The sequence below is a fragment of the Type-E symbiont of Plautia stali genome (genome assembly GCF_059731115.1).
In genome coordinates this window covers 75,964-100,102 of sequence record NZ_AP035907.1, presented here as the reverse complement: position 1 = coordinate 100,102, position 24,139 = coordinate 75,964, and the positions used below count along the sequence as shown (strand labels likewise).

General features: G+C 53.9%; 19 protein-coding genes. 6 read left to right on the top strand and 13 right to left on the bottom strand.

Annotated elements, in window-relative coordinates:
- Positions 1-33 precede the first annotated feature (33 nt).
- Positions 34-804 (top strand): GntR family transcriptional regulator, encoded by a 771-nt coding sequence (locus AC6I8L_RS20370; RefSeq protein WP_058960767.1) that lies wholly within the window; start codon positions 34-36, stop codon positions 802-804.
- 62 nt (positions 805-866) lie between these two features.
- On the opposite strand, the gene proX is transcribed toward AC6I8L_RS20370, so the two are convergent.
- The 3 genes from proX to AC6I8L_RS20355 form a co-directional block, all read right to left on the bottom strand.
- Positions 867-1,865, bottom strand: coding sequence for a glycine betaine/L-proline ABC transporter substrate-binding protein ProX (gene proX, locus AC6I8L_RS20365; protein WP_058960768.1), 999 nt, complete (start codon positions 1,863-1,865; stop codon positions 867-869).
- 451 nt (positions 1,866-2,316) lie between these two features.
- Positions 2,317-3,684, bottom strand: coding sequence for an MFS transporter (locus AC6I8L_RS20360; protein WP_167347118.1), 1,368 nt, complete (start codon positions 3,682-3,684; stop codon positions 2,317-2,319).
- A gap of 267 nt (positions 3,685-3,951) precedes the next feature.
- Positions 3,952-4,701, bottom strand: coding sequence for an IclR family transcriptional regulator (locus AC6I8L_RS20355; RefSeq protein WP_058960770.1), 750 nt, complete (start codon positions 4,699-4,701; stop codon positions 3,952-3,954).
- Positions 4,702-4,948: 247 nt separating this feature from the next.
- Here AC6I8L_RS20355 and AC6I8L_RS20350 point away from each other — a divergent pair, with 247 nt between their 5' ends.
- The 3 genes from AC6I8L_RS20350 to AC6I8L_RS20340 are packed head-to-tail and all read left to right on the top strand — an operon-like array spanning position 4,949 to position 10,359.
- Complete coding sequence (locus AC6I8L_RS20350; RefSeq protein WP_058960771.1) at positions 4,949-6,292, top strand: NAD(P)/FAD-dependent oxidoreductase; 1,344 nt, start codon at positions 4,949-4,951, stop codon at positions 6,290-6,292.
- An 8-nt stretch (positions 6,293-6,300) separates the two neighbouring features.
- Positions 6,301-8,352 carry a hydantoinase/oxoprolinase family protein gene (locus tag AC6I8L_RS20345; protein ID WP_058960772.1) on the top strand — a complete coding sequence of 684 codons (2,052 nt, stop codon included), beginning with the start codon at positions 6,301-6,303 and terminating at the stop codon, positions 8,350-8,352.
- 15 nt (positions 8,353-8,367) lie between these two features.
- Positions 8,368-10,359 carry a hydantoinase B/oxoprolinase family protein gene (locus AC6I8L_RS20340; protein ID WP_058960773.1) on the top strand — a complete coding sequence of 664 codons (1,992 nt, stop codon included), beginning with the start codon at positions 8,368-8,370 and terminating at the stop codon, positions 10,357-10,359.
- Between the two features lie 65 nt (positions 10,360-10,424).
- Here the strand turns inward: AC6I8L_RS20340 and AC6I8L_RS20335 are convergent, their stop codons facing one another.
- Positions 10,425-11,825 (bottom strand): YfcC family protein, encoded by a 1,401-nt coding sequence (locus AC6I8L_RS20335; protein ID WP_479401749.1) that lies wholly within the window; start codon positions 11,823-11,825, stop codon positions 10,425-10,427.
- Entirely contained in the window at positions 11,812-12,951 is a 1,140-nt protein-coding gene (locus AC6I8L_RS20330; protein WP_058960775.1) for a M20 family metallopeptidase, read from the bottom strand. Before AC6I8L_RS20330 ends, AC6I8L_RS20335 begins: the two co-directional genes overlap by 14 nt.
- A 110-nt stretch (positions 12,952-13,061) precedes the next feature.
- Here AC6I8L_RS20330 and AC6I8L_RS20325 point away from each other — a divergent pair, with 110 nt between their 5' ends.
- Positions 13,062-13,985 (top strand): LysR family transcriptional regulator, encoded by a 924-nt coding sequence (locus AC6I8L_RS20325; protein WP_058960776.1) that lies wholly within the window; start codon positions 13,062-13,064, stop codon positions 13,983-13,985.
- A gap of 6 nt (positions 13,986-13,991) precedes the next feature.
- On the opposite strand, the gene AC6I8L_RS20320 is transcribed toward AC6I8L_RS20325, so the two are convergent.
- Together AC6I8L_RS20320 and AC6I8L_RS20315 are read right to left on the bottom strand one after the other, a co-directional pair.
- Positions 13,992-14,861 (bottom strand): NAD(P)-dependent oxidoreductase, encoded by an 870-nt coding sequence (locus AC6I8L_RS20320; protein ID WP_058960777.1) that lies wholly within the window; start codon positions 14,859-14,861, stop codon positions 13,992-13,994.
- 49 nt (positions 14,862-14,910) lie between these two features.
- On the bottom strand, positions 14,911-16,116 hold the full coding sequence (locus tag AC6I8L_RS20315; protein ID WP_058960778.1) for an MFS transporter: 1,206 nt from the start codon (positions 16,114-16,116) through the stop codon (positions 14,911-14,913).
- Between the two features lie 190 nt (positions 16,117-16,306).
- On the opposite strand from AC6I8L_RS20315, the gene AC6I8L_RS20310 reads away from it, so the two are divergent.
- Positions 16,307-16,915, top strand: coding sequence for a TetR/AcrR family transcriptional regulator (locus AC6I8L_RS20310; RefSeq protein ID WP_058960779.1), 609 nt, complete (start codon positions 16,307-16,309; stop codon positions 16,913-16,915).
- Between the two features lie 7 nt (positions 16,916-16,922).
- Here the strand turns inward: AC6I8L_RS20310 and AC6I8L_RS20305 are convergent, their stop codons facing one another.
- The 6 genes from AC6I8L_RS20305 to AC6I8L_RS20280 form a co-directional block, all read right to left on the bottom strand.
- Positions 16,923-17,372: a GNAT family N-acetyltransferase gene (locus tag AC6I8L_RS20305; RefSeq protein ID WP_058960780.1), complete on the bottom strand. Its 450-nt coding sequence runs from the start codon at positions 17,370-17,372 to the stop codon at positions 16,923-16,925.
- A 95-nt stretch (positions 17,373-17,467) separates the two neighbouring features.
- Entirely contained in the window at positions 17,468-17,689 is a 222-nt protein-coding gene (locus AC6I8L_RS20300; protein WP_058960781.1) for a hypothetical protein, read from the bottom strand.
- A 224-nt stretch (positions 17,690-17,913) separates the two neighbouring features.
- The gene (locus AC6I8L_RS20295) at positions 17,914-18,537 is read right to left on the bottom strand and encodes a response regulator transcription factor (protein ID WP_058960400.1); all 624 of its coding nucleotides are present in this window, start codon (positions 18,535-18,537) and stop codon (positions 17,914-17,916) included.
- A 142-nt stretch (positions 18,538-18,679) separates the two neighbouring features.
- A complete protein-coding gene (locus AC6I8L_RS20290) occupies positions 18,680-20,680 on the bottom strand; it encodes an autotransporter outer membrane beta-barrel domain-containing protein (protein ID WP_498014647.1) in 2,001 nt (666 codons plus the stop codon).
- A gap of 466 nt (positions 20,681-21,146) precedes the next feature.
- Positions 21,147-21,719: a DUF1120 domain-containing protein gene (locus AC6I8L_RS20285; protein ID WP_058960402.1), complete on the bottom strand. Its 573-nt coding sequence runs from the start codon at positions 21,717-21,719 to the stop codon at positions 21,147-21,149.
- 10 nt (positions 21,720-21,729) lie between these two features.
- Positions 21,730-24,138 carry a fimbria/pilus outer membrane usher protein gene (locus AC6I8L_RS20280; RefSeq protein ID WP_153012289.1) on the bottom strand — a complete coding sequence of 803 codons (2,409 nt, stop codon included), beginning with the start codon at positions 24,136-24,138 and terminating at the stop codon, positions 21,730-21,732.
- Position 24,139: the final 1 nt, after the last annotated feature.

Sequence of the window (24,139 nt, the reverse complement as noted above, 5' to 3'; positions counted from 1 at the left end):
TTCAAGGACGCAGGTCAATCGGTAATCGGAAACATGCAAAAAAACTATGACGCAGACAACAGGCCGCAATTCTCTCGTTTAAGCGAAGGGGAAGGCGCGCCATTGTATGAAGTGGTGAAACGCCATATCAGCGAATCGATCCTGCAGGGTGAGCTACCTGCGGGCACAATCCTGCCGAGTGAAAACAGCCTGGCGTCAAAATTTGGCGTGTCGGTGGGAACGGTGCGCAAAGCGCTGGCCGCGTTGACCACCGAAGGGATGTTGATGCGCCGTCGCAAAACCGGCACGGTGGTGACCGGCTGGGCACCGCTGCACAACCTGAGCCACTTTTTCCAGTATTTTCGCCTGCACGATAAAAGCGGCGGATTGCTACATTCAGAAACGACACTGCTGGATTATCAGTTGCGTCAAGCTAACGAGCGGGAAGCAGAAAAACTGCAGATCGCCGCCGGAGATGACGTGATACGCCTGAAGCGCACGCGTCGGGTGAAAGGCATTGCCGCCATGCATGAAACGCTGATATTGCCTGCTGCGCGTCTGCCTGATTTCCCTCCGGCAGAACACTTGCCGCCGCTGCTCTATCGCTTTCTGTTCGAACATTACGATGTGCGTGTGGCAGCGGTACGTGAGCAGATTACGGCACAGTTGGCAAACGAAGAAGATGCGACATTGCTGGAGTTGGCATTGCCGCACGCGGTGATGGTGATAGATGAAGTGTCTTTTGACCAGAGTGCGATCCCCGTGATCCTGGCGCATCATCGTTTCAGCACCGAGCACTTCATGTATGTGAATGAAGTACGGTAAAGCGGTTTCCCGCCCTGCGATTCTGCAGGGCGGGAAGCGGATTCCTGGGGACGCTAACGCCGTTATTGCGCTGCGGCGGCGGCCTGCTTCACCCAGCCATCAAACGTGGTCTGGTGCGCATGAATCCAGCCATTCACGTGGCGCTGAATGTCTTCGCTGGACGATTCTCCCTGATGCATACGCTGGTTCTGCGCATTAACATCATTAAGCGGCAGTTTGACGATCTCGAACAGTTTCGCCGCGGCAGGATTCTTTTCTGCCCAGGCTTTATTTGCCACCACATGTTCATTGTTTGGTTTGAAGCCATAATTCTTGCCATTTGGCAACGCGGTATCTTCATTCTTCTGCGAGCCTGGCGTGACAGAATACGGCACCGTCAACCAGACCACATCTTTGCCCGGTTTTAATTCATCGCTCACCCAATAAGGTGTCCAGGTAAAATAGAGCACCGGATTACCCGCTTTATAGCGGGTCAACGTATCGGCAATAATCGCAGAATAATTACCCTGATTCTGCTGCACCGTATTACTCAGACCATAAGCATCAATTTGTGCATTAATCACCTGACCACAGACCCAGCCCGGATTACATCCCGCCAGATCGGCTTTGCCATCTCCATTAGCATCAAAGAGTTTAGCCAGTTTCGAATCTTTCAGCTGAGAGAGATCGGTAATGTGATATTTGTCAGCGGTCTTTTTATCGATAAGATAACCCTGCGCGGCACCACTGATATAGGTGCCTTTGCGATAGAATTTTGTATCCCCGCCTGCGGCGTTGTACATATCCTTTTGCAGCGGTTCCCAGTTAACCGCCATGTAAGTGGCATCGCCCGCAGCAATCGCCGTGTAAGCCACGTTGTAGTCCACTTCTTCAGTGGGTTTGACCTCGTAGCCCAGTTTTTCCAGCGCTCTGTTAATCAGCTCCGTCTGGAATGACTCTTCCGGCAAGGTACTTTGCACCGGGGAGACCGTCACACCTTTGCCCGGCAAGTCGGCAGCAAACAGTGTCGGTGAACTGATTAACGCAGTGAGGGAAATCGCGAGTAGATTCTTCCTGGTCATAATTTAAAACCTTATTATTTTGGTCGATGCCAGTGAATGGCGTGAGAATATCCCTCTGCAGTGAAGAGAGATGAAATGCAGCTGTCAGTAAAAATTTAAAAGCAGAATATTACTGTTGCAGATAGTGACGTGCGTAACGAAGGCGGGTGTTGTAGGTGGAGAAAAAAGATAAGTCAGAATTCATCATTATGATATCTGGTGACAGACCCTGTTTCCTGTTATCAGGTCCGCGACATTCACTCCGGTAAATTAATCGTGCCGTTACCATAACACATTATTTTCTCACTGCAACCGCTAATCATTTCCCCATAACCAGCAGAGAAATTAGGGCTGAAAAATATAGCGTTTTTAACTACGCTAAAGCCATGAAATTTATCTCCACTCACCTCTCATCAAATAGACATCGGTAACCACGGGAAAACGGTTACCGATGCTCCGTGATGTAAAACGTTTATCGGCGCAGGCGCGCCGCTATAGGATTGCCCTGCGCGGCGCTGCTCGCAAGCTGATAAGCGTTATGCGAGGCGCGATGCGGATAGCGGAAAAACAGCGCAATCGAAATGAATGAGACGATAGCCACGGCGGCAACATAGTACACCAGCGTAAACGCACTGCCCGACCAGCCAATCAACGCCGCGCCAATCAGCGGTGCTGTGCCACCGAACAACGCGGTACCGGTGTTGTACGCCATTGCACCCGCAGAGGCACGCATCTCGGCCGGGAACATATCGACCAGACTGATGGTCATTCCACTGGTGACCATCGGGAAAACCATCACTGGCACAACCGCTGCGATAATGGCACTGCCTAACGTGCCATGCTCAGCATAGGTGAAAGCAAAAAACATCGCCGGGATCACCAGCACACAGCCCAACAGTAACCAGCGTTTTCTACCTACCACATCACTGAGATAGCCATGCAATAGCGTGCTAAAAATCAGTACAAACTGAGAAACTAACACCGCCATTGCCGCATCGGTTTTGGCTAGCCCGACAAACGTGGTGAGATACGTGGCGAAGAAGCCCAGAATCAGATAGTTGGGCAGCGTATGACTCATCAGTATCGACATGAACACCAGGATATTTTTCCACTGCGAGCGAATGACCTGAGTCACCGTTGGCGGATTCAAACGCTGCTCCACCCGCGCCCGTTCAACCGCGCGGAATTCCGGGCTCTCATCCAGCTTGCGGCGAATCAGCAACCCAACCAGCCCCAACGGGAGGCCGATGGCAAACAGTACACGCCAGCCCCACTCCTCCATTTGTGCCGCCGTGATCAACGAAGACAACAAGGTGTAGAGACCAATAGCGATCACCGTGCCGATATAGGCACCTATGGGCGAGAATGACGCACGAAAGGCGCGGCGTTTTTGATCGCTGTTCTCGACAATGTAATCCGTGGCTGTCGCGTATTCGCCGCCAGCAAAAAAGCCCTGAATCAGTCGGCAAATCACCAGCAATACGGTGGCGCTGGTGCCTGCCTGCGCGTAAGTGGGGAGAAGAGCGGTCAAACCGGTCACCACACTCATGCCGGTGATGGTGATCATCAACACCGAACGCCTGCCCCAGCGATCGCCCGCCAATCCCAACACGATGCCACCAATCGGGCGCACCAGAAAACTCGATGCATACAGCAGTAATACCGAGAGCAGTGCCGTCAATGGCGCATCCTGCGGGAAAAAGATCCGTGAAATCACACTGGCCAGTAGGCCGTAGAGGGCAAAGTCGAGAAACTCGACCAGGTTGCCGGCAACAGCACCGATCAGCGTTTTGCGCTGCATTTCAGGTGTCACCTGAGGAAGCGTGGCAGAAGTTGTCATGGTTAACCCCATCTTCACCGCATAACAGCACGGTCAGTGAACGTGACTCAGAATGAATTCAATCATTCCACATTACGGCATGGCATTCCGTTAGTTACGTTAGTTGAGTGAAAATTAGACGTCAATATGCCGGTGAGAGGATCTCGCTATAGGTCACACGGAGATTGAGCTGGAGGGCACGAAGGGAGATGAGTCGATTAATGTCACTCAAAAACAAGATGTTAGGATGAAATGACCACACCGCAGTGTGGCCATTGCGTCATGCCGTTAACCTCTGGCATTTCTCTGGAAGCCAATTGCCTGGGCAGCCTTAACAGTTAGCGCGCCCCACTCTGCGATTTTTTCTTCATGATAACGAGAGTCCGGCATCGAGATGCAGATACTGGCGACCGGCTGGTGGGCTGCATCAAAAATGGGTGCCCCGATGGCGAAAATACCAGAGCGATAATAGCCTCGGTTGATTGCGTACCCGCGCTCACGCACCTGCTTCAGTTCTGCGCGAAGTTTATCGGCATCGGTGATGGTGGCAGGGTTAAAGGCACTCAGCTCGCCGGTAAGGATATTTTCAAGCTGGCTTTCCGGTAAGAACGCCAAAATCGCCATGCCATTTGCCGTGGAGTGAATGGGCGCAATATCCCCAATCGGACTAACCGCGCGAACGGGATGCGGACTTTCCAGCCTGTCGATCACCACCACCGCGCCATTGCCGTCATACACCGACACATACACCGTCTCCTGCGTGCTATTGCGCAACTCTGCCATCGGATCCTGGACGGCAGCAGACAGTCCACCGCCCGCCAGCTCGATCGGCCGCACGCTGAGCACACGAGGGCTGACGGTCCAGCGCGGCATGTCGCCTTCAATCAATCGTAACCAGCCCGCCTCATGAAAGGTCCAGAGAATACGCTGTACGGTGGTTTTTGGCATCGACATCATTTTGGCCAACTCGCCCACACTGATCGGCTGTTTCTCGGCCACCTTCTCCAGCACTTTCAGGCTCTTAATCAGGCTCTGCATACTCCACCCTCCCTACTTTCTGACTTCATTGTCTCCACTTGCTGTGCCGTAATATGGCACAGCCTGCCCTCTGCCGCTCGGCGTTTTGCCCGCGAGCCGATCACAATTTCCTCCGAATGCTTAATTTTTGTGCTTGCAGGAGAGATAAAATCATGTCACGTTAAAATTATGGAATGGCATTCCTTATTGTGGAACGGCTAGATTTCAGCCGCTGGATTTCATGAGTGATGTTTAGCGAGGCAGAGTGATGAGAAGTCATCAGTCGATTTTTACCGAAGATTTTAAGGCGGCGCCCTATTGGTGGGAGCAGTGGCAACCACAGGATGCATCGCCCAGTGACGTTCCGCCCGAAACGGAATACGTGATTATTGGCGCTGGCTATGCCGGGCTGTGCTGTGCATTGACGCTGGCGCAACACGGCAATCAGGTGGTGATTCTGGAAGCCGGCTTGCCGGGCAGTGGCGCGAGTACGTTGAGCGGTGGTCAGGTCACTGGCGGCATCAATGTGGGCAAAACCATGTCGGCCAAAAAGGGGCTGCGGCAGAGCGATGAGCAGCTGAAACGCGACCTGCTGCTGGAGGCGGCTGACGGCTATCGCTATCTGGAAAGTCTGATCGCACAGCACGCTATCACCTGCGATTATCGACAAACCGGACGCCTCGCCGCCGCGTGGAGCCCGGAACATCTGGAGAACTGGAAAAAGCGGTTGGCACTTCTCAATAGCGTGAGTCAGGTGCAGGCGCGCATGCTAACGCGCGATGAACTGCGCGCCGAACTGGATAGCCCGGCTTATCACGGCGGCGTACTGATTGAGCGTGCTGGTCTGCTCAATCCCGCGCTTTATTATGCAGGTTTGCTGGATGCGGTGCGCAAAGCTGGCGTGGTGGTGTGCAGTGGTTCTGCGGTGAGTCGCATTGAGAAACACGCGGCGCATTACCAGGTTGATTCTCTGCGCGGCACGCTCAATGCGCGTCAGGTGATTATCGCCACCAATGGCTATACCGGGCCAGAAATGGCCCATTTGCGCGCACGCGTGGTACCCGTCACCAGCCATCAGATTGCCACTGAACCCTTATCCGCAGATCTGCGACGCACGCTGATCCCGCACCAGCGCGGCATCGCGGAAACCCAGCGCGTCACACACTATTTTCGTTATTCGCCCGATGGCTCTCGTCTGCTCTTTGGGGGCCGCGCACGCTTCTACGCCCTTGATCGCCAGCAGTCTGCGCGCGTGCTGCATCAACATCTGACGCAACGATTTCCACAATTACGCGATATCAAAATCAGCCATAGCTGGGGCGGTAAAGTCGCCGTCACGCTTGATTACCTGCCGCATATCGGCCAGACGCCGCAAGGCTGTTTTTATGCCGTGGGCTGCAACGGCAGCGGTGTCACCATGATGAGTTGGCTCGGCCACCGTTTAGCCCGTCACCTGATCGAAAATACACCGCTCAACGCAAGTCCTTATGGGGTATCGCCGCTGCCCGGCCACCCGCTCTACACCGGCAACACCTGGTTTATGCCGCTGCTTGGCAGCTACTACCAGGTGCGCGATCGCCTGGATAAATCCGCTCATTCGCAAACCAATTAGGGGGAAGTATGGGATTACGCATTGGTGTCGATATCGGCGGCTCGTTTACTGACTTCGCCGTTTTCAACGAAGCATCGGGGCAGTTGCACAGCCTGAAAGTGTTTTCTCGTCCCGATGATCCGGGTCAGGAAGTGCTGCACGGCGTTCAGGAGTTGGTGAAGCGCTATGGAATCGATCCCGCCGATATTGAATATTTTACCCACGGCACCACCGTTGGCGTGAATGCCGTGGTGCAGAAAAAAGGGGCGAAGCTGGGGCTGATCACCAATCGCTATTTCGAGGATGTCCTGGCACTTGGCAGACTGAAGACGCCAGATATGTACAGCCTGCATTCGCTGCGTCCGGAACCCCTGGTGTCGCGCGAAAATGTGTTTGGCATTGACGGTCGAATGGATGCGACCGGAAAAGAACTCACGCCGATTGCAGAACAGAGTGTGCTGGCCGCTGTCGCGGGCTTGCGCGATGCGGGCTGTGAAGGAGTCGTGATTGCCCTGCTGCATGCCTATCGCAATCCCGAACATGAGAAGCAGGTCCAGGCCGTGATTGAAGCGGCCGTGCCAGGCTTTTTTGTCTGCTGCTCTAGCGATGTCTGGCCGACTATCCGCGAATTCGAGCGTACGCAAACCGCCGTGATTGGTGCCTATGTTCAACCACGCGTCGCGCATTATCTCGGTGCTTTGCAGCAGGCACTGACGCAAGCAGGCGTGACGGCTGAGCTGAAAGTCACCAAGTCCAATGGCGGCGTGATGAGCGCAGAGCGCGGCAAAGCCGAGTGCGTGCAGATGATCTTGTCGGGAACCGCATCAGGTGTGATGGGCGCAGCCTGGGTGGCACGCCAGTGCGGTCGTGAGAACGTCATGAGTCTGGATATTGGCGGCACCACCGCCGATGTGGCGCTGATCGTCAACGGAGAAGCGCAATATGACACCGGTGAGTATATCGGTGACTACCAGATTCACATTCCGTCCGTGTCCGTCACATCGATTGGTGATGGCGGCGGTTCTGTGGCGCGCGTTGATGAGTTGGGCGTGCTCAAAGTTGGGCCAGAAAGCGCAGGCTCAACGCCTGGGCCAGTGTGTTATGGACGTGGCGGCACGCAGCCCACGATTACCGATGCTTTTGTGTCATTGGGCATTCTTGGCCAGGCAACGTTGGGCTACAACGCGGTGAATGTGGATGTCGCCGCCGCGAAAGCCGCCATAGGATCGCTGGCCGATCGACTGGGTCAATCCATCGAAGCCACGGCGGAAGCGATCATTAACGTTTCCGTGTCCGGCATGTACGCAGGAATTAGCCGACTGGTTTCCCGTTTCGGTATCGACCCGCGCGCCTTTTCCCTGATGCCTTTTGGCGGTGCAGGCCCGATGATGGCCTGTTATCTGGCGCGCGCCATGCACATGCGTGAAGTGCTGGTGCCGCTGACGCCCGGCGTGCTGAGTGCATTAGGCGGTCTGGTTGCCGATGTGAAAAACGATTTTGTTCGCATCATTTATGGTGATTTAAGCGCAGATAGCTTGCCACACCTCGAAGCTGAATATCAGCAACTCGAACAGCAAGCCCGCGAATGGCTGAGCCACGAAGTCAGTGATGCCAGCCAGGGCCAGTTTAGCCTCTCGGCAGAGATGCGTTACAAGGGGCAGTCGTTTGAGATCGCCACACCGTTACAGCGTGAGGATTTGGCGAGCGGCAATCTCTCAACGCTGCGTGAAGCCTTCCATGCGCAACACCATCATTTATATGCTTACAGCGACCGTGATGCCCAGATTCAGGTGGTGTCGCTACGTCTGGTGGTCAGCATGCCCACGCCGAAGCCGCAACTCGAACCTTTGCCGCACTCTGACGCAGCACCGATCCCCGCTGAGCATATTGATGTGTGGATGTCGGGCCGTTATCTCACCGTGCCACTTTACCAGCGCGAGCAGCTTGCGGGTGGTCAGTCATTTACCGGACCCGCGGTGATTACCCAGTCCGACACCACTGTCGCCGTATTACCCGATTTCCGCGCCCGGGTGGATGCGCTCGGCAATCTGATCCTCACTGACCTCACCCACACGGCTTAATAAAGGAGTCGCGATATGGCTTTTAATACTTCAGGTCTGCAGATTCTGGCTAACTACTGTGTGGCGGCAGCAGAAAGCATGGCCCATACGCTGGTGCGTACCGCGCATTCGACTTTTGTCAAAGAGACGGAAGACTTCTCATGCGCCCTGCTCACCCCCGAAGGTCTGGCATTTGCTTCGCCGAAAACCTTAGGTGCCACCTGGTATATCGGTCTCGATTACGGGCCGGTACTCGGCATGATCGAGGACTATCGCCCCGGCGATGTGGCGATGACCAACGATGCTTACAGCGGTAACGTTGCGACACACAGCCCGGATATGGTGATGTGGAAACCGGTGTTCTGGCAAGGCAAGCTGGTGTGTTTTGTTGGTGGTCATATTCATAACACCGATGTGGGCGGGGCCGTGCCCGCCTCGCTGTCGCGCACGCTGACAGAGATCCATCAGGAAGGAATACGTATCCCGCCGACTAAGATCGTGCGTGAAGGCGTGCTGGATGAAGCGTTGCTCACGTTGATCAAAACCAATGTGCGTGCGCCAGAACAGAATATGGGTGACATGCATGCCCAACTGGCGATGCTGGCCAATGGCGAAAAACGCGTGCTGGAGATGATCGCGCATTTTGGTGTGGAAGATTTTCAGCAAGGTATGGTGGCCCTGCTCGATTATGCGGCGCAGCAGGCAGAACGCATCCTTGAGAGCGTGCCGGATGGCGATTATTTCTTCGCGGAATACGCTGATGAAGACAGCGTGAACGGCAAACCGATGCGCGTGGCGATGACGCTGAAAATTCGCGGCGGCCGCGCCATCCTTGATTACACCGGCAGCGATCCGCAATTGCTTTCATCATTGAATATGCCGACCGGCGGTATGACGCGTCACGCGCTGGCGCTGGTCGGCTATCACTATGTGCTCTATACCCTGAATCCCGATATTTTGCTCAACGCGGGGCTGGATCGCGTCGTCGAATGTGTGCTGCCCGAAGGCAGCGTGATGAATGCCCTTTACCCGGCTGCCGTCGGCATGCGCAGTCTGACCTGTAAGTTAACGCATGTATTGACCTTTGGCGCGTTTTCACAAGCGATCCCTGACCGTTTGCCTGCCTGCGCGGCCTGTGGACTGGCGATTCTGAACGTGAAAACCACCAACACCTCGGGTCGCCCGGTGATTGCTTCCATCGGCCCGGTGGGCGGCGGGGCGGGCGGCATGCCGTTCGGTGACGGAGAAGAAGGATCGGGCGCTAACGTGGCGTTTCTGCGCAATACGCCAGTGGAGATTAACGAAGCGGAAGTGCCGATTCGTATCACCCGCTATTGTCTGGTACCCGACTCCGGCGGTGCAGGAAAATATCGCGGTGGTTCCGGGCTAATGATGGAATTTCAGGTGTTTGCACCTGATACCACCGTCACGGCGCGCAATCGCGATCGCACCCATTTCGCTTCCTGGGGTGTCCTTGGCGGAAAAGCGGGCAGCAATGCCATTTTTGTGAAAAACCCGGAGAGTGAAGCACCTGAAATGCTCGGCAACAGCGATGTGATCCGTTGCCAGGCAGGAGATGTGATTCGATTAACCGGGGCCGGTGGTGGCGGATATGGTTCACCGCTGGAGCGTGATCCCCAGCAGGTGTTATCAGACGTGAAAAGCGGCTACGTTTGTTCGGCGCGTGCCGAGCAGGATTACGGTGTGGTGATCCGCGAGGGTGAGCTGGATATGGAAGCCACGCAGATGAAACGCAATCAACGCTCTGCGACAGCCGACAGCGTGGCACATTTTGACTTTGGCCCATGGCGCACTCGCTTTGAACAAAGCTGGACGCCGGAGCGCTATCGGGCATTGACTGATATCTTATGTCGCGTGCCGGTCATATGGCGTTTTCACATCAAACATCGCCTGTTTGATGCGCTTGCCGCTGCGGAAGCCCGGGGGCAAACCACTCAGGGGGGTCAGGTAATCTATCAACTCTTTGACGAATTGAGTGAGGAGTTCCGGGACTTCCTGCAGGCGTAACGTTGCCCTTAAGCAGTAATAAAAAAGGGATGCTATCGTCAGCATCCCTTCTCATTTTCACTGGGTTAGAACGGACCCCAGTTGATCGCCACGCCAATCAGCAGCGTCACCACGCAAACCGCAAACCAGATGGCGACGACCGGTGCCACGAATTTAAGCCATTTGCCGAACGAGATATTGGCCGTGGCCAGCGCGGCCATCAGCACACCCGAGGTCGGACTGATGGAGTTCACTATCCCTTCGCCCAGCAGCACGGTTTGCACCGTCACCTGACGTGTCAGGCCGAGGTTATCGCCCAGCGGGGAGAAAATCGGGATCAACAACGCTGACTCGCCCGAACCGGATGAAATGCCGAAGTGCATCAATGCGGCGCTGATAAACATGCCCACAGCGGCAATCGCAGGCGGAACCGGTGCCAGCAAGTCTGACAGGAAGCCAACAATCGGATCGAGGATATTGCCCTGCTGCAGCACCACCGAAATCGCACCTGCCATCCCGACAATAAAACCGCCTTTGACCAGCTGAGAGCAGCCGGACAGGAAGGTGTTAGCAATAGCAGAACCGGAAAGGCGACCAATCAAACCGACCATGATCGACAGGATGATAAACATCGCCGACATCTCATTGGTGGCCCAATGCAGCTGCACCGTGCCGACCATAAACAGAATCAGCGTCACCGCGCAGGTCAGCAGAATCAGTTTATGACGGCCGGTAATCGCCAGCGGTTCAGCGCTTTCCACCGCAGTGTCCACGCGTACCTGACCATTTTTGCGCATGCGCTTCACGGTAATGATCAGGTAAATCGCCACCGTTAACACAAACAGCAGGTTGGTGATGCCGCGCAGTAACATGCCCGAGAACAGCGGCAACTGCGCCAGATGCTGTGTCAGACCGGTGGTGGCCGGCCCGAGGAACGCCACGTTGAAACCTGCCGCGCAGGTTAGATAGATCAGCGCCATACCGATAACCGGCGGTAAACCTAACGAACGCGCCACCAGCAGGCCAATCGGCACAAAAGCCACCACCGAGTTTTGCACCACACCGGTACTGCCGAGGATGGCGAAGATCACCGCGAAAATCAGGATCAGACGGGTATCGCTGATTTTGGTGCTGCGTGACAGCGAATTCAGCGCCGTGGCAATCGCGCCGGTGGCTTCAATCACCGCCAGCAGCCCGCCGGTAAATAGAATCAGGAAAATGATCGGTGCCGCTTTGATCACCCCCTGTACGATGGCCATGAAAATCTCGCCAGGATAAACACCCGTGCGCGCCACTTCATGCAGACTGCCTTTAATGGCAAAGGTCACACCATTGCGGGTTTCATGATCAAACTTGCCCGCCGGGATAATCCACGTAGCGACCGCTGCCAGCACCAGGATGATAAACAGCAGCAGATAAGGGCTCTGCTCACTCTTCTTGCCTGCGGGCTGCATCGCACTATTTTTTTCAACATTAACCTGCGACATGGTTTTCCCCCAGCATTAGACCCGCTACCAGCGCGGTACGTGAGGCAATATCAGCAATGATGATGTGCTCATGACGCGCATGAATGCCTGCACCGGTCGCGCCCAATCCATCTAAGGTTGGGATACCCAACGCTGCAGTGAAGTTACCATCGCTGCCGCCGCCCACCGATTGACCTTCCACGCTGAAACCGATCTGTTGTGCCACGGCTTGCGCACGCTGCATGATCGCCAAAGACTCTGCGCTCTGGCGCATCGGTGGACGTGATTGTGCGCCGGTAATCTTCAGCTTAATGCCCGGTAAGTGCGGCTGAATCTGGGTGATTTCGGCGTGAATGCGCTGGGCTTCCTCTTCGCTGGTGACGCGCGTATCGATGCCCAGCACCGCTTTATCCGCCACCACGTTGATGCGATTACCGCCCTGCGCAATACCGACGTTGACGGTGGTGCCACGTTCCGGTGCGTTCAACCCATGCAGGAACAGCACCTGATGTGCCATCTCCTGCACCGCGCTAATACCTTCTTCAGGGTTGTTACCTGCATGCGCGGCCTGGCCGGTGATCGCGATTTGATACTGACCCGTACCTTTGCGCGCAACCTTCAGCGCACCGGTGCCAGCCACGGCGGGTTCCACCACCAGCACTTGCGATGACCCTAACGCATGACGGGAGAGCCACTCGCTGGAGCTTGGGCTGCCCACTTCTTCGTCGCTGCCACAGAGGAAAACGATGCGTTTCCCTGCCAGTAAGTCGTGTTCTTTTAACGCGCGTGCGGCCCAAATCGACTGCACCAGGCCCGCTTTCATGTCCAGAATGCCGGGGCCATAAAACTTGCCGTCTTCCTCGCCCATCGGCAATTCGCCTTCATCCCAGACGGTGTCAAAATGGCCGAGCACCACGGTTTGATCCTCGCCGGAGCCCAGCGTGAACTTGAGGTGGTTCCCGTAGTGTTCCTGTACATCGATTTCAGCATCAATACCCAGACGCTTAGCAAACAAGGCACGTAGCACATCGCCACAGCGATCCACCGCTGCCTTGTTCATGGAGGGTGACTCTGCTGCCACCAGGGTTTTGATATCTGAGAGAATGTCGTCTGAATGCTGTTGCAAATAACTTATTATATTTTTCATTACTTCTGTCCTCACCAAGTGAATCCCGAGTATGAGGATAAAATTGCGCTTAAAAAATGGGTATAAAACGTTATTATTGTTGACCTGAGAACAACAGATAATGAAAACCTATGGCAATGCTGCTCTATCCTGACAAGTCCATAAGATACTTGTATGAAGTCGGTGTCCATGGCGGCATTCGTCGTGCGGCGGAAGCACTGGATGTCGATCCCGCGGCCATCAGTCGTCAGCTTTCGCAGCTGGCGCGTGATATGCAACTGCCGTTGCTGGAGCGGCGTGGACGCAATGTGGTGCTCACCGAAGCGGGGAAATTGCTGGCTGAGGATTACGCGCAAACGCATCAACGCAGAAGCCATCTGGAAAGGCGTCTGCGTGATTTGCGCCATAAACGCGGCGGCTCGATCCGTATGCGTGTCGGCCAGGGGATGGTCGATGAGGTGGTGAAGTATGTCTTGCGGCCTTTTTCGCAAAGCTATCCTGAAGTGTTCATCGATATTTTATCGGGCGATATGCAAACCACGGTGAGCCTGATCACTCGTGGCGAAGTGGATATGGCCGTGGGTTTTGGCCCCCTGGGTCCGCCCGGCGTGAAGTGTCACAGTTATCTGCGCGGCCCCATCTGCGCCATTGTGCATCGTGATCACCCCATCGGATTGTATCAACAGGTTGAGGTCAGCGATCTTGCCGAATATCCACTGATTGGCATGGACAAAGACTTTGGTATTCAAAGCTATATGAACGTCATGTTTAATCAGGAAGGATTGGTGTTCACGCCCGCCTACAGCTGCAACCTGTTTTCCAGTGCGATTGCGCTGAGCCAGGCGGGAATGGGCATTGCCTTTATGACCACTAAAGTGGTGGAAGACGCCCTGGCATCACGCAATCTGATCGCGGTGCCGATCAATCATCGCATCGCCCGCGAGAGCCAATGCCATCTGTTACGCAGCGCCGACCACCGCTTTACCCCAGCGGCACAGCACCTTTGGCAGCTGCTGTGCCAGTTTTTTGAGGGCAGTTCACATGCTGCATCATAAAGGATTTCACGTTGTCGGCGATTTAGATGCAGCTGACCGCAGCGTGTAGTCGGCCATGATCGACCAGTCACGATCGCCGCCTCCGGCGTTTACCGCCCGATGCATTTGCTGATGCACCGCCTGCAACATCGGCAGTTCGGCTTTAGCGTGGGCGGCAGCGGCCTGCGCCAAACGAAGATCTTTTAACCCGAGGCTGGCCTTGAAGCCGGGTTCATACACCTCCTGCATGATGTTGGCGGAATAGACCTGATAGCTCCGGCTACCAAATAAGGTATTGAGGATCAGATCAAAGAAGCGTTCACGTTCCAGCCCGTTGGCTTCGGTGAGCACCACGGCTTCCGCCATTGCTTCAATCGCCATGGTGATCATCATGTTACAAGCAATTTTCGCCGCATGAGCCGCGGCCGGTGTTTCGCCCATATTCCAGATGCGTTTACCAATCAATGCTAATACCGGTTCCACTCGGCTAAGCGCTGACGATTCTCCGGCTACCAGCACATTTAACTCGCCGCGCGCGGCAACGTCCGGCCTTCCCAACACCGGTGCTGCGATATAAGCAATACTCGCCGCCTGATGGCGCTGCGCCAGCTCATGAGAATAAGCCACCGAAATCGTCGACATCACGATATGCACCAGATGCGGGTTGGCCTGGCTGAGCAGATCATCATTGATGATCACATCCTCAATCGCCCCATCATCAGAGAGCAACGTGAGCACTATATCAGCCTGAAAAGCTTCAACGGCGGTGGTGAGTGCTGTGACTCCCGGAACTTCACGAGCGGATCGACTCCATCCTGAAACCTTATGCCCTGCGGCGATAAAATGTTGTGCGATGGCACTACCCATTGCGCCCAGTCCGATAATTGCAATATTCATCTTGTTACCCTGTTGATAGAGCTGAACGCAGCCAGCTCAGGAGGCGTGATTAATGGCCGGTGCGCGCGCCGGAACTGAAGCCGTGATTGCGAGCTCGCAAAGTGATGAGAAAAGCGATTGCCAGCAGCACAAGCAAAACGGGCGAGAACGACTGGGCGCCCCAGTGATTCAACAGAATGCCGCCGGTGATGCCGCCCGCCGCAATCGCGCCGTTCCACGCCACCACGTTCATGGAAAGTGCGATATCTGCGCCCTCTCCGGCGGTATCCGCGAGTGCCGTTTGCAACAGGGTTACTGCCCCGCCGAAGGTCAATCCCCACACGGCAACACCGAGATACAGCGCCGCTGGAATGTGCGAAAAGCCCATAAATCCCAATGAAACCAGGGCAAATACCGCCAGACTCACCAGTACGCTGCTGCGTAAGTGGTGATCGATCAGCCGCCCGATCACAGCAATCGCCAGCAGCGCGGAAAGCCCGAACACCAGCAGCACGACATCCACTTGAGAACCCAATCCGGCCAACTGCAGAAACGGGGCGATATAGGTATAGAGAATATTGTGAGCCAGCATCCAGGCGATCACCACACTGAGCACGGGTCTCACACCTGGCGTGGTGAGCACCTTCAATAGCGGCATACGTTCATGGCGCGATTGCCCGGGATAATCAGGCACTTTGGCCAGCACCCACACCACCAGCACAAGGGTTAAGGCAGAGATAACCGCAAAGGCACTGCGCCAGCCCATCACGCCACCCAGCAAGGTGCCGAGCGGCAAGCCCAGTGACAAGGCAATGGGCGTGCCCACCATGGCGATCGCCATCGCTTTGCCCTGCTGGTGAATCGCCACCATCCTGCGGGCATAGCCCGCCAGCAGACTCCATGATAATCCCGCTGCTACGCCAGCCAAAAAACGTGCCGTTAGCGTGAGCCAGTAGTTTGCGGACAGCGCCGTAATAGAATTGAAAATCAAAAATCCGGCGATAGCCAGCAGCAATACATTTCTGCGCCGCCAACTCTGTGTCGCGATGGTCAATGGAATCGCGGCGATCAGCGAGCCCAGCGCATAAGCCGTGACCGTCTGCCCCGCCAGCGCATTAGAGATGTTCAGTCCCGCCGCCATTTGCGGCAACAGCCCGGCAGGCAAGGTCTCGGTGATGATGCAAATAAAGCCCGTCATCGCCAGCGCCAGCAGAGCCGATATCGGCAGCGGTTCTGTTGCTGCATCTTGCTCAGTGAGTGCGAGTTCTTTTTCCATAATTCCTTCTGAAATCATTTATGTATCGACTGGTATATATTTAGGCGTGCAATGTAGCCTTGTTAAGGTTAAAGGGAGCGATCTAGATTAATGTAACGATCGATACACTAGTCAGGCAGGTTCGCTTTGTCAACGAGTTATGTATCGTTTAGTATAGTAATCCACTGCACGCATTAAACAGGAGGACGCGATGGCGACGATGGGACGCCCGAGAACATTTGATCGAGACCAGGCGATCGAACAGGCGATGTATCTGTTTTGGCAGCAGGGCTACGAATCGACTTCGCTTACCCAGCTCAAAGCCAGCATCAACAACGGCATTTCCGCACCCAGTTTTTATGCCGCGTTCGGTTCGAAAGAGGCACTGTTCCGTGAGTGCGTGCAGCGCTATCTCGCGACCTTTGGTCAGGTAACGGAATTCCTGTGGGATACCCGCCTGACGGGGCGCGAAGCCGTGGAAACCTCGTTGCGCCGATCCGCGCAGATGCAGTGCGAGCCAGGCCATCCAACCGGATGTATGGTTGGCCTCGGTGCCATGAGCGCCACCTCCGCCGAACATGCCGCCGTGACCGAACCACTGACACGCTCGCGCAATCGTACCCGAGCCGGAATCGCCGCCGCGATAGAGCGTGCCGTTGCCGCGGGCGAATTGCGGCAGGATGTTGATGTCCGCGCGCTGGCGGCATCCTTCAGCACTTTCATGTTTGGTTTATCGATTCAGGCGCGTGACGGCGCCAGCATTGAGGAACTTAACAAGGCGATTTCGCAGATGATGTGGATGTGGGATGCAAATAGATAAGGTGAGATCAGAGTGTTCTGCTTAAACAAACGGATTCGGTGCGACCAACATACGGGCCGTAGTTTTCAATCTGCTTAAAGCCGTGTTTAAGATAAAAATCCACGGCGCGAGTGTTGATGGCGCGTGTTGAAAGCTGAATTTCTTCGAAGCCTACACTCACGGCCCACCGTTGCAAATGTTCTAACAGCGCCGCCCCCACGCCGTATACGCTGCGATCCGAATACATGCGTTTTAGTTCTGCGATGTCATGCGATAGCGGCCGCAGTGAAGCACATCCTACCGCTCTCCCCTGCTGATCTTTTGCTAATACCCAGATGGAGCGTCTTTCATTCAAGGCTTCAGCATTAAAGTGGCTCTTTCCGTTGTTCCCGGTGATGGCCGCCAACTCTGTAGAGAGTTGTTCAATCAGACGTTGGGATTCAGGGGCGAGGGGGTCAGCGGACTCGATGGTGATCATAATGGGCGATCTATTCCTGATGTGCGGCGATGATGCTCATCGCCTCCGGATTAATCTGCAGTCAGCACGTTAAACCGGAAGCGTTTATCTGCCAATTACTTTTGTTGCTGCTGTTTGGCTTCAGCTTCTTTTTGCTTCTTACTGGCCATGTGATGACCCACGACACAGCCCCCTACCGCGCCCATCACGGCATGGTGCGCAACATGCCCCGCTGCGGCACCAATCATCGCGCCTTTCAGGCATCCTTGCGCTTCCGCCTGAGCGCTGACGGCTAAAAACAGGCCTAAAGTGATAACCAGCTTTGACAGATTTTTCATACAACTGTGGTTCCGTAAAGGGATGAAGCTGAGTACGTTACCGATAAATTTGTTTGAATTCGTGCACTATTCGCTGAGGTGCACCACTGATTGAGGGCTGTTGATGAATGGTTGTTGATTGGGTGCTGCAATGGGGTTCGTCAATCACCCATTCATCAACCACTCACGGCACATCGTCATGCTGTTCGATGCCTGGAGGGCTCTGATTAAGACTGTGAGTGATGCTACAGCAAATGATAGCGGCGCGCGAAGTCAATGAGTTCCACTACGGAGGTAATGTTCAGCTTTAATTTGAGGCGATGTTTATAGGTGCTGACGGTTTTTTCACTGAGCGACAGTTGCGCGCCTATCTGTTTATTGCCCATGCCTTTTGCCAGCAAAATCAACACCGTCATTTCGCGCGCGGAGAGCATGCGTAAGCGTTGCTCATCACTGGCACCATAGCGACGATGGGCTGCCGTCGGAAAATCCTGCGCTGGGGCGAAACTGTAGCCGCGCATTACCATGCGCACCGCCTCTTTGAATTCGCTGATTTGATCCGAGGCGATGACATAGCCATCGGCGCCCGCGTCCAGACAACGCTGCGCGAAATGCCCACTGTGCGGTGTCGCTATCACCAAAATTTTCATGGCACCACTGAGTGCGCGAAATGCGGACAGCAGCGTTAATCCTTCGATGTTGTTGATGAGATTGACCACCAGCAAGTCCGGACACCGTCGTTGAACCTGATCCAGCGCTTCAACCTCAGGCAAGCAGTCAGCCAAGACGGCGATGCCGCTGTTTTTCAGCGCCATCACGCGTTCGCGGCAATGGTCTGGGTGGTCATTGATAATAATGGCGGTTTTCATGGCGTTCTGATGTTCCTTTCAGAGGATGAATAAACGTCCTTGCATGCTTATCACCTTAGCCCGCGAACGCTGTATCTGCTGTAGGAGAGTACTTATCTGTTGAGTAAAATTCCGGCGACAAGATGCCGCCGGATATCCGTGATTACCAGCTCCAGCGCACACCGAAAGCCGCATTCCACGGGCTGTTCATATGCCGTCCTTTGCTGGTCGCTGCTTCGGTATAAAGCTGTAGATCAGGTTGAAGCTGAGCAGACATCCCCAATGTCATCTCTGCGCGCGTACCGGCCAGATCATTGCTGAAACGCTGATCGTTAAGGGTCATGCGGTTGTTGTTTTCCAGCTCCTGAATCGCTGATAACCGTACCCACGGCGTTAACTGCGCCCCCTGGGATAAGGTCAGTGACTTGCCCACGACGTCGTGCAGCGCAACTTGTTGCGAGCGTGCCGAACCGCTACGGGCAGCCAGGCCATTATCAAAGCGGAAACTATCACTCTTCGCCCACAACGTGCTCAACTGTGCCGACGGCTCAACGAACCAGCCATCATCAAGTTGCAGTTTGCGTCCCGCCTCAAAGGAAAGACCCAGTGCGGGCACACTAAATCCACCTTTGCTGCGTTCACCGTCCGACATCACGGCATTGGCGCGTGCGTTGTAGTTGTTCAACTTCAGCACGCTGTCGGTAAACCAACCGTCCTGGTGCAACCAACTGCTGTAAGCACCCAGATAGAAGCTGTTGATGCTACCGGTGCTGCCCCCTTTGAAATCCAGATCGCTATTGCTGATACCGCTGAACAAACCGTTGATCACCTGACCGGATTCCACCGCACGCGCGCTGTCCACGCCAAGGGTCACACTCTGCTGATTTTGCTGATACGCCACACCGGCCTGATTATCGACCCGCGTTTTGCTGCCACGGGTTTGAATCCATGCTCCGCCCTCACGGTTCCCTTCACGCACTTCACCCAGACGGCTGCGTAAGGTACTCAGTTCGCTGTACCATGCGGTGGGAATGGCGTTCACCAGACCCAGAGCGCTGGCGGCGGTGGGCGATGGCAACAGCGCTCCCCCACTGTTGGTCTTCGCCGCTAACACCCAGTTATTACCGCTTTTTTGCAAGGCGTAACGGTATGCCCCGGCGTCCACTGCACCGCCGGCCAGTCTGAAGACTCCCGCGCCACCGCCACTGGTCACCAGTGTCACGATGCCATCTGGTGCACTGGGTTCTGCACCGCTGTTCTTCACCGACAGTAGATGTGAGCCGCTGATATCACCGCTGACATCAATACGATCGGCACTCAGCGCAGCAATATCGCTATTCATCACGAAACCGCCGTTACCGCTGAGCGTACTTAACGCGAGAGTTTTAAAGCCGGATGGTGCGTCACTAAAGGTTACGGTGCCGTTATTATTCAGCTGGTTGAGTGATGAGTCGCCATTGAGCAACCAGCGACTGCTGCCATCAATACTGAAGCTGTCTAAACCGGTCACCGTACCTGCCAGCGAGGAACCACTGTTCAATGCAAGAGCGATGCGGCTGGTGGTGTCAGTGCGGACGTTACCGGTGAGTACCGAGCCATGGCAGGCGGTGACTGCGGCTAAGGCATTGCTGTTGCCCTGTAATACATTGCCACTACTGTTGACCTGGGTATTGTCCAGCGTGATATCGCTGACAATACCGTTGATACCCGACGTCATCAGTAAACCGATACCGCTACTACTGTTAGCACTGAGTTTTCCGTTGCTCAGCGTCAGATTACCCTCACGTACCCAGCCCGCCGCCGCATCACTCCCGAGGGTAGTCACGGTTAACCCATCACCCTTGATGGTTGAGCCGGGATAGGCCAGCAGTCCGGCCGCGCCATCTCCTGCAGTGGTAATCGTGGTGTTCATTAATGAGATCACCCCGCCGCGCGCGGCAAATACGCCAATGCCACTGGTGCCTTGCGTGGTGATGGTATTGCCACTGCCACTGACTTCATTCTCACTGTAAAGCCCGTAACTGCCACTGCCTGATGTACTCAGCACACTGTCATTGACAGTGGCTTTGCCGTACTGCGCGTTGAGGGCATGCGACATATCACCCATTGTAGTAATATTGGACGCGTCGATCGCAGAAAGAGTGCCGCCGCTTGCCAGCCACATACCATCTGCACGATTGTTCTTTGTGCGGATGCTACTGTTAATAAGTGAAGCACTTGAAAAATTATTAACGTTAATGCCTTTCCCATCATTAGTCGTGACTGTCACATTTTTTAGTATTGCATCCCCGCTGAGCAGGTAAATACCGTCACCTAGCTCTGTAATAATATCGCTGTCATCGAGATGGATACTACCGCGGCCACTCCCTGAGGGATTATATATTTCAACGCCTCGCTGAGTACCCGCTGCGATAATAGACGCATTAGTGATGATAAGGTGCGTAGAGCCTATGAATATAGGAGGTTGGGGATTTCTTTCTGCAGAAGCAGTTGAGATAATCGAAAGGTATAAAAAAGATAAATTAAACATACTTTTTGTCATGGCGTATCCTTATCAATGACAAGTCGGGTAAGTCAGGCATGATAAAACAGCTCACTGAGTCCGATTCAGTGAGCCATTAAGATGCTAATTATTTATTCATTTCAATTGAGAAATAAGCATTGCTAGTCGTTATTTGCCTTACACGAGCAGCACAATCTTCCATCACAGGGACAATCTCAAGTTTCGCTTGAAAGTTTTTACCCATCGCAGCAGCCCCGTTTACCCAGGCAGAAAAACGTGTCCCTGCTTTCAATGAAATCTGGGACTGTGGAGTATTCCTATCATCAGTGACATCAATCAGTGCAACTGAACGACCATCTAACCAGGCGTCACTCAATTTAAGTTTTAATCTTCCCGCTGTACCATATCGAATATTTCCGCTTTCATCCGACAGTCCTTGTGCAATCATTTTTATTAACTGCGCATCGGGACAGACAACATTCAGCATCAGCACACGTGTGCCAGGACTAAATGTTTTGTTATCACGTTGCAACTGTCCACGTGATAACATGCCAAAATCAATGGCACTATCACCGACAGATATATTACATCTCGGGTCAATTGGCATAACAGACTGCGAAACATCACTCATTTCACTAGCAAAACTCGACAGGCTAAAAAATGTGCCGAATAACACTAATGATAATTTTTTAAAATTCATAATTGTCTCATCACTCAACGCGGCAAATAGCTTTGGAATTTTCGTAAAGCTCATTACCTGAGGGGGCGTTTTCCAGTGAAAGCCTAAAACTACATAAGGTTTTCCCTGACATTTGCACATCCATTTTTCGCGCATTCTCAGCATCGGGAATAAAAATATTGCCGTTTTCACCCACCACAGAGATGAAATTACCGTCCTGATCAAACACACTGGCGCTATATGGCAGTGCTTTTCCATTCTGGTCATTAACCGAGACTAAAACACGCCGAGTTCGTACCACATTGAAATGGATAGAGCTTACCGAACCGCGCGCGGCATCGGTTTCATTCCAGGCATTATCAATATCAACGTTTTTTGCCAATGAACGAGTATCCACTTGAATAGTGGAGCGTTGGAAACTGCTAAGCGATGGCAAAACAGCATATCCACGACCATCAGTCCATGCAGGCCCTGAGGGGGTACTGAGCCTAACCCCCTTCTCTTCACCGACTTTGGCGACACCGAAAGTATCACCAACTCGGTATGCTGACGGGGTAACCCCACCGTCATGTGCCACTAATGCACCACTAGCACGTGCAGAATAACTCGTGTAATTATCCGAATTACTCGTAATGCTGGCACTGACTAAACTAACAGGAGTTGCCATATCTATGCCCGCCGTTCCCGATGTACGGCGAGTTCGGAAATCACGCTCGGTTGAAAGGCTAAAGCCTCGGTCCTGGCTTAAACGTTCACTGTAACGCAGTCCACCTCGAGTGTTTTTCTCGTTAGATGAAATGTAACTGCTGATGCTGCGATTGCTACCCAGTGGCAAACTGAGAGTCAGATATGCACGTTTATCGCTATCGCGATAGCGCCCACCACTGTCTTTCTCAAGACTCACACCAACATAAGCGCGACCGAACGCTCGGCTCCAACTGGTACGTAAGTAATTCACAGCATCGCCATTAAAGGTATTACTACGAGCCCATGAAAGTGAGAAGTTGCCGAGGTAATCCTGCGACCAACCTAAGCCAACACTGATTTGGTCTCGGGTACGCCCATTGTTGGTTTGCTTCTCGGGGGATAACGCATCACTCAATTCGCGATATCCAATAGTTTGCCGGCTCACACCCAAACTGGCGGTAATTTTCTCAGTAATAGGCTGGCCGAACATCATGTTCGCCTGAACACCTTGACTATTATGTCGCTTATCCTGCGCACCCGTGATTTGCAGGTTGAGTTGGCTACGTTGCCATAATTGAGAGTTAACATTAGCAGCCAAAGCGCGCCATGGATCAGAACCCATAACCCCTGCATTTACGCTTACACGGTCTAATAATGGCCATCCATTGGCTGCCGTCACCAATAGAGGCGCTTCGCGACTTCCTTGCTGCTCAAGTTTACCGATACCAAAAGACCAACCTGGGGAGATAACACTGCCATTGAGCAATAGACTGGAAGCAGGCACAATAAATTTACGTTGCGTACCCTCACTGGCAGTTAGCGTTACCTCTAAATCGCTACGGGTGTTTAGCAAAGGAAATCCCCGCAGCCGGAATGGTCCGGCAGGAACGGTAGTGCTATAGACCAGCACCCCGGATTGTCGTACTTCAACTACAGACTGGCTGTCAGCAATGCCTTCCACTAAACCCGGACCATCGTTACTTTTTTGCAAAGCTTGTTCTGGGAGAAATTGGACACCTCGTACCTGGCCTGCACCAAACATGGAGTTGCCCAAACTAATCTGACCCGCCTGCATGACTTTGCCTAAACCCGCAAAAGTACGTTGTGCATAAGCGGCTTCATGATTCACATTATCGACACCGTTAAAACGCGTAAATGTCTGGCGACTGCGAACAATCCAGTCACTCGCGTTGAAACCTGCTTCGGTTGCCAACTGCATGAATTCCAGCCCTGCAATTGCTCCACGACTGCCACTATATTGGGCATCATAGTTAACTAAACCTGCAATACCACCATGATGCCAGGAAGTGTGTTCATCGCTCTGTATTGACACAGCCTCCGCCGGTAAAACTAATTCAACACTGCTTTCGTTTGAATTTAATAACCATTCGGCCTGCTGCCATGCCATTTTTAAATCAAAGCAGCTAGCGTCCTTCATCATTCCTGATGGCATTTTCAAACCAGCAGCTTTAATGAACTCACCATCAACACAAGGTTGACCTGTTTCATTAAAACGCATCGTTAAACGCCCGCGATCGCTACCATTCACTTTCAATGCCACACGACTTTCGCCCGCCATAAATCGTGGCGCTTCCGCAAATTGAGCCGCCATGCGAGGATCAAAGCCCAACGCGCGCAATGTCTGTTCGTCGAACACCGTTTTGTCTTCGGCTAAAGCTACAGTGGGGCTCACTGCCAACATCACTGCTACTGCGACAGGTGTGAAGCAATAGCCAATTGATCGTTTAGCCACA

Excerpts from the sequence above, each read along its gene's own strand:
- AC6I8L_RS20345 (WP_058960772.1), top strand. The coding sequence starts at position 6,301 with ATGGGATTACGCATTGGTGTCGATATCGGCGGCTCGTTTACTGACTTC.
- AC6I8L_RS20335 (WP_479401749.1), bottom strand. The coding sequence starts at position 11,825 with ATGTCGCAGGTTAATGTTGAAAAAAATAGTGCGATGCAGCCCGCAGGC.
- AC6I8L_RS20325 (WP_058960776.1), top strand. The coding sequence starts at position 13,062 with ATGGCAATGCTGCTCTATCCTGACAAGTCCATAAGATACTTGTATGAA.
- AC6I8L_RS20330 (WP_058960775.1), bottom strand. The coding sequence starts at position 12,951 with ATGAAAAATATAATAAGTTATTTGCAACAGCATTCAGACGACATTCTC.
- AC6I8L_RS20320 (WP_058960777.1), bottom strand. The coding sequence starts at position 14,861 with ATGAATATTGCAATTATCGGACTGGGCGCAATGGGTAGTGCCATCGCA.
- AC6I8L_RS20295 (WP_058960400.1), bottom strand. The coding sequence starts at position 18,537 with ATGAAAACCGCCATTATTATCAATGACCACCCAGACCATTGCCGCGAA.
- AC6I8L_RS20285 (WP_058960402.1), bottom strand. The coding sequence starts at position 21,719 with ATGAATTTTAAAAAATTATCATTAGTGTTATTCGGCACATTTTTTAGC.
- AC6I8L_RS20315 (WP_058960778.1), bottom strand. The coding sequence starts at position 16,116 with ATGGAAAAAGAACTCGCACTCACTGAGCAAGATGCAGCAACAGAACCG.
- AC6I8L_RS20305 (WP_058960780.1), bottom strand. The coding sequence starts at position 17,372 with ATGATCACCATCGAGTCCGCTGACCCCCTCGCCCCTGAATCCCAACGT.
- proX (WP_058960768.1), bottom strand. The coding sequence starts at position 1,865 with ATGACCAGGAAGAATCTACTCGCGATTTCCCTCACTGCGTTAATCAGT.
- AC6I8L_RS20340 (WP_058960773.1), top strand. The coding sequence starts at position 8,368 with ATGGCTTTTAATACTTCAGGTCTGCAGATTCTGGCTAACTACTGTGTG.
- AC6I8L_RS20370 (WP_058960767.1), top strand. The coding sequence starts at position 34 with ATGCAAAAAAACTATGACGCAGACAACAGGCCGCAATTCTCTCGTTTA.
- AC6I8L_RS20355 (WP_058960770.1), bottom strand. The coding sequence starts at position 4,701 with ATGCAGAGCCTGATTAAGAGCCTGAAAGTGCTGGAGAAGGTGGCCGAG.
- AC6I8L_RS20300 (WP_058960781.1), bottom strand. The coding sequence starts at position 17,689 with ATGAAAAATCTGTCAAAGCTGGTTATCACTTTAGGCCTGTTTTTAGCC.
- AC6I8L_RS20350 (WP_058960771.1), top strand. The coding sequence starts at position 4,949 with ATGAGAAGTCATCAGTCGATTTTTACCGAAGATTTTAAGGCGGCGCCC.
- AC6I8L_RS20310 (WP_058960779.1), top strand. The coding sequence starts at position 16,307 with ATGGCGACGATGGGACGCCCGAGAACATTTGATCGAGACCAGGCGATC.
- AC6I8L_RS20290 (WP_498014647.1), bottom strand. The coding sequence starts at position 20,680 with ATGTGGCTGGCAAGCGGCGGCACTCTTTCTGCGATCGACGCGTCCAAT.
- AC6I8L_RS20360 (WP_167347118.1), bottom strand. The coding sequence starts at position 3,684 with ATGACAACTTCTGCCACGCTTCCTCAGGTGACACCTGAAATGCAGCGC.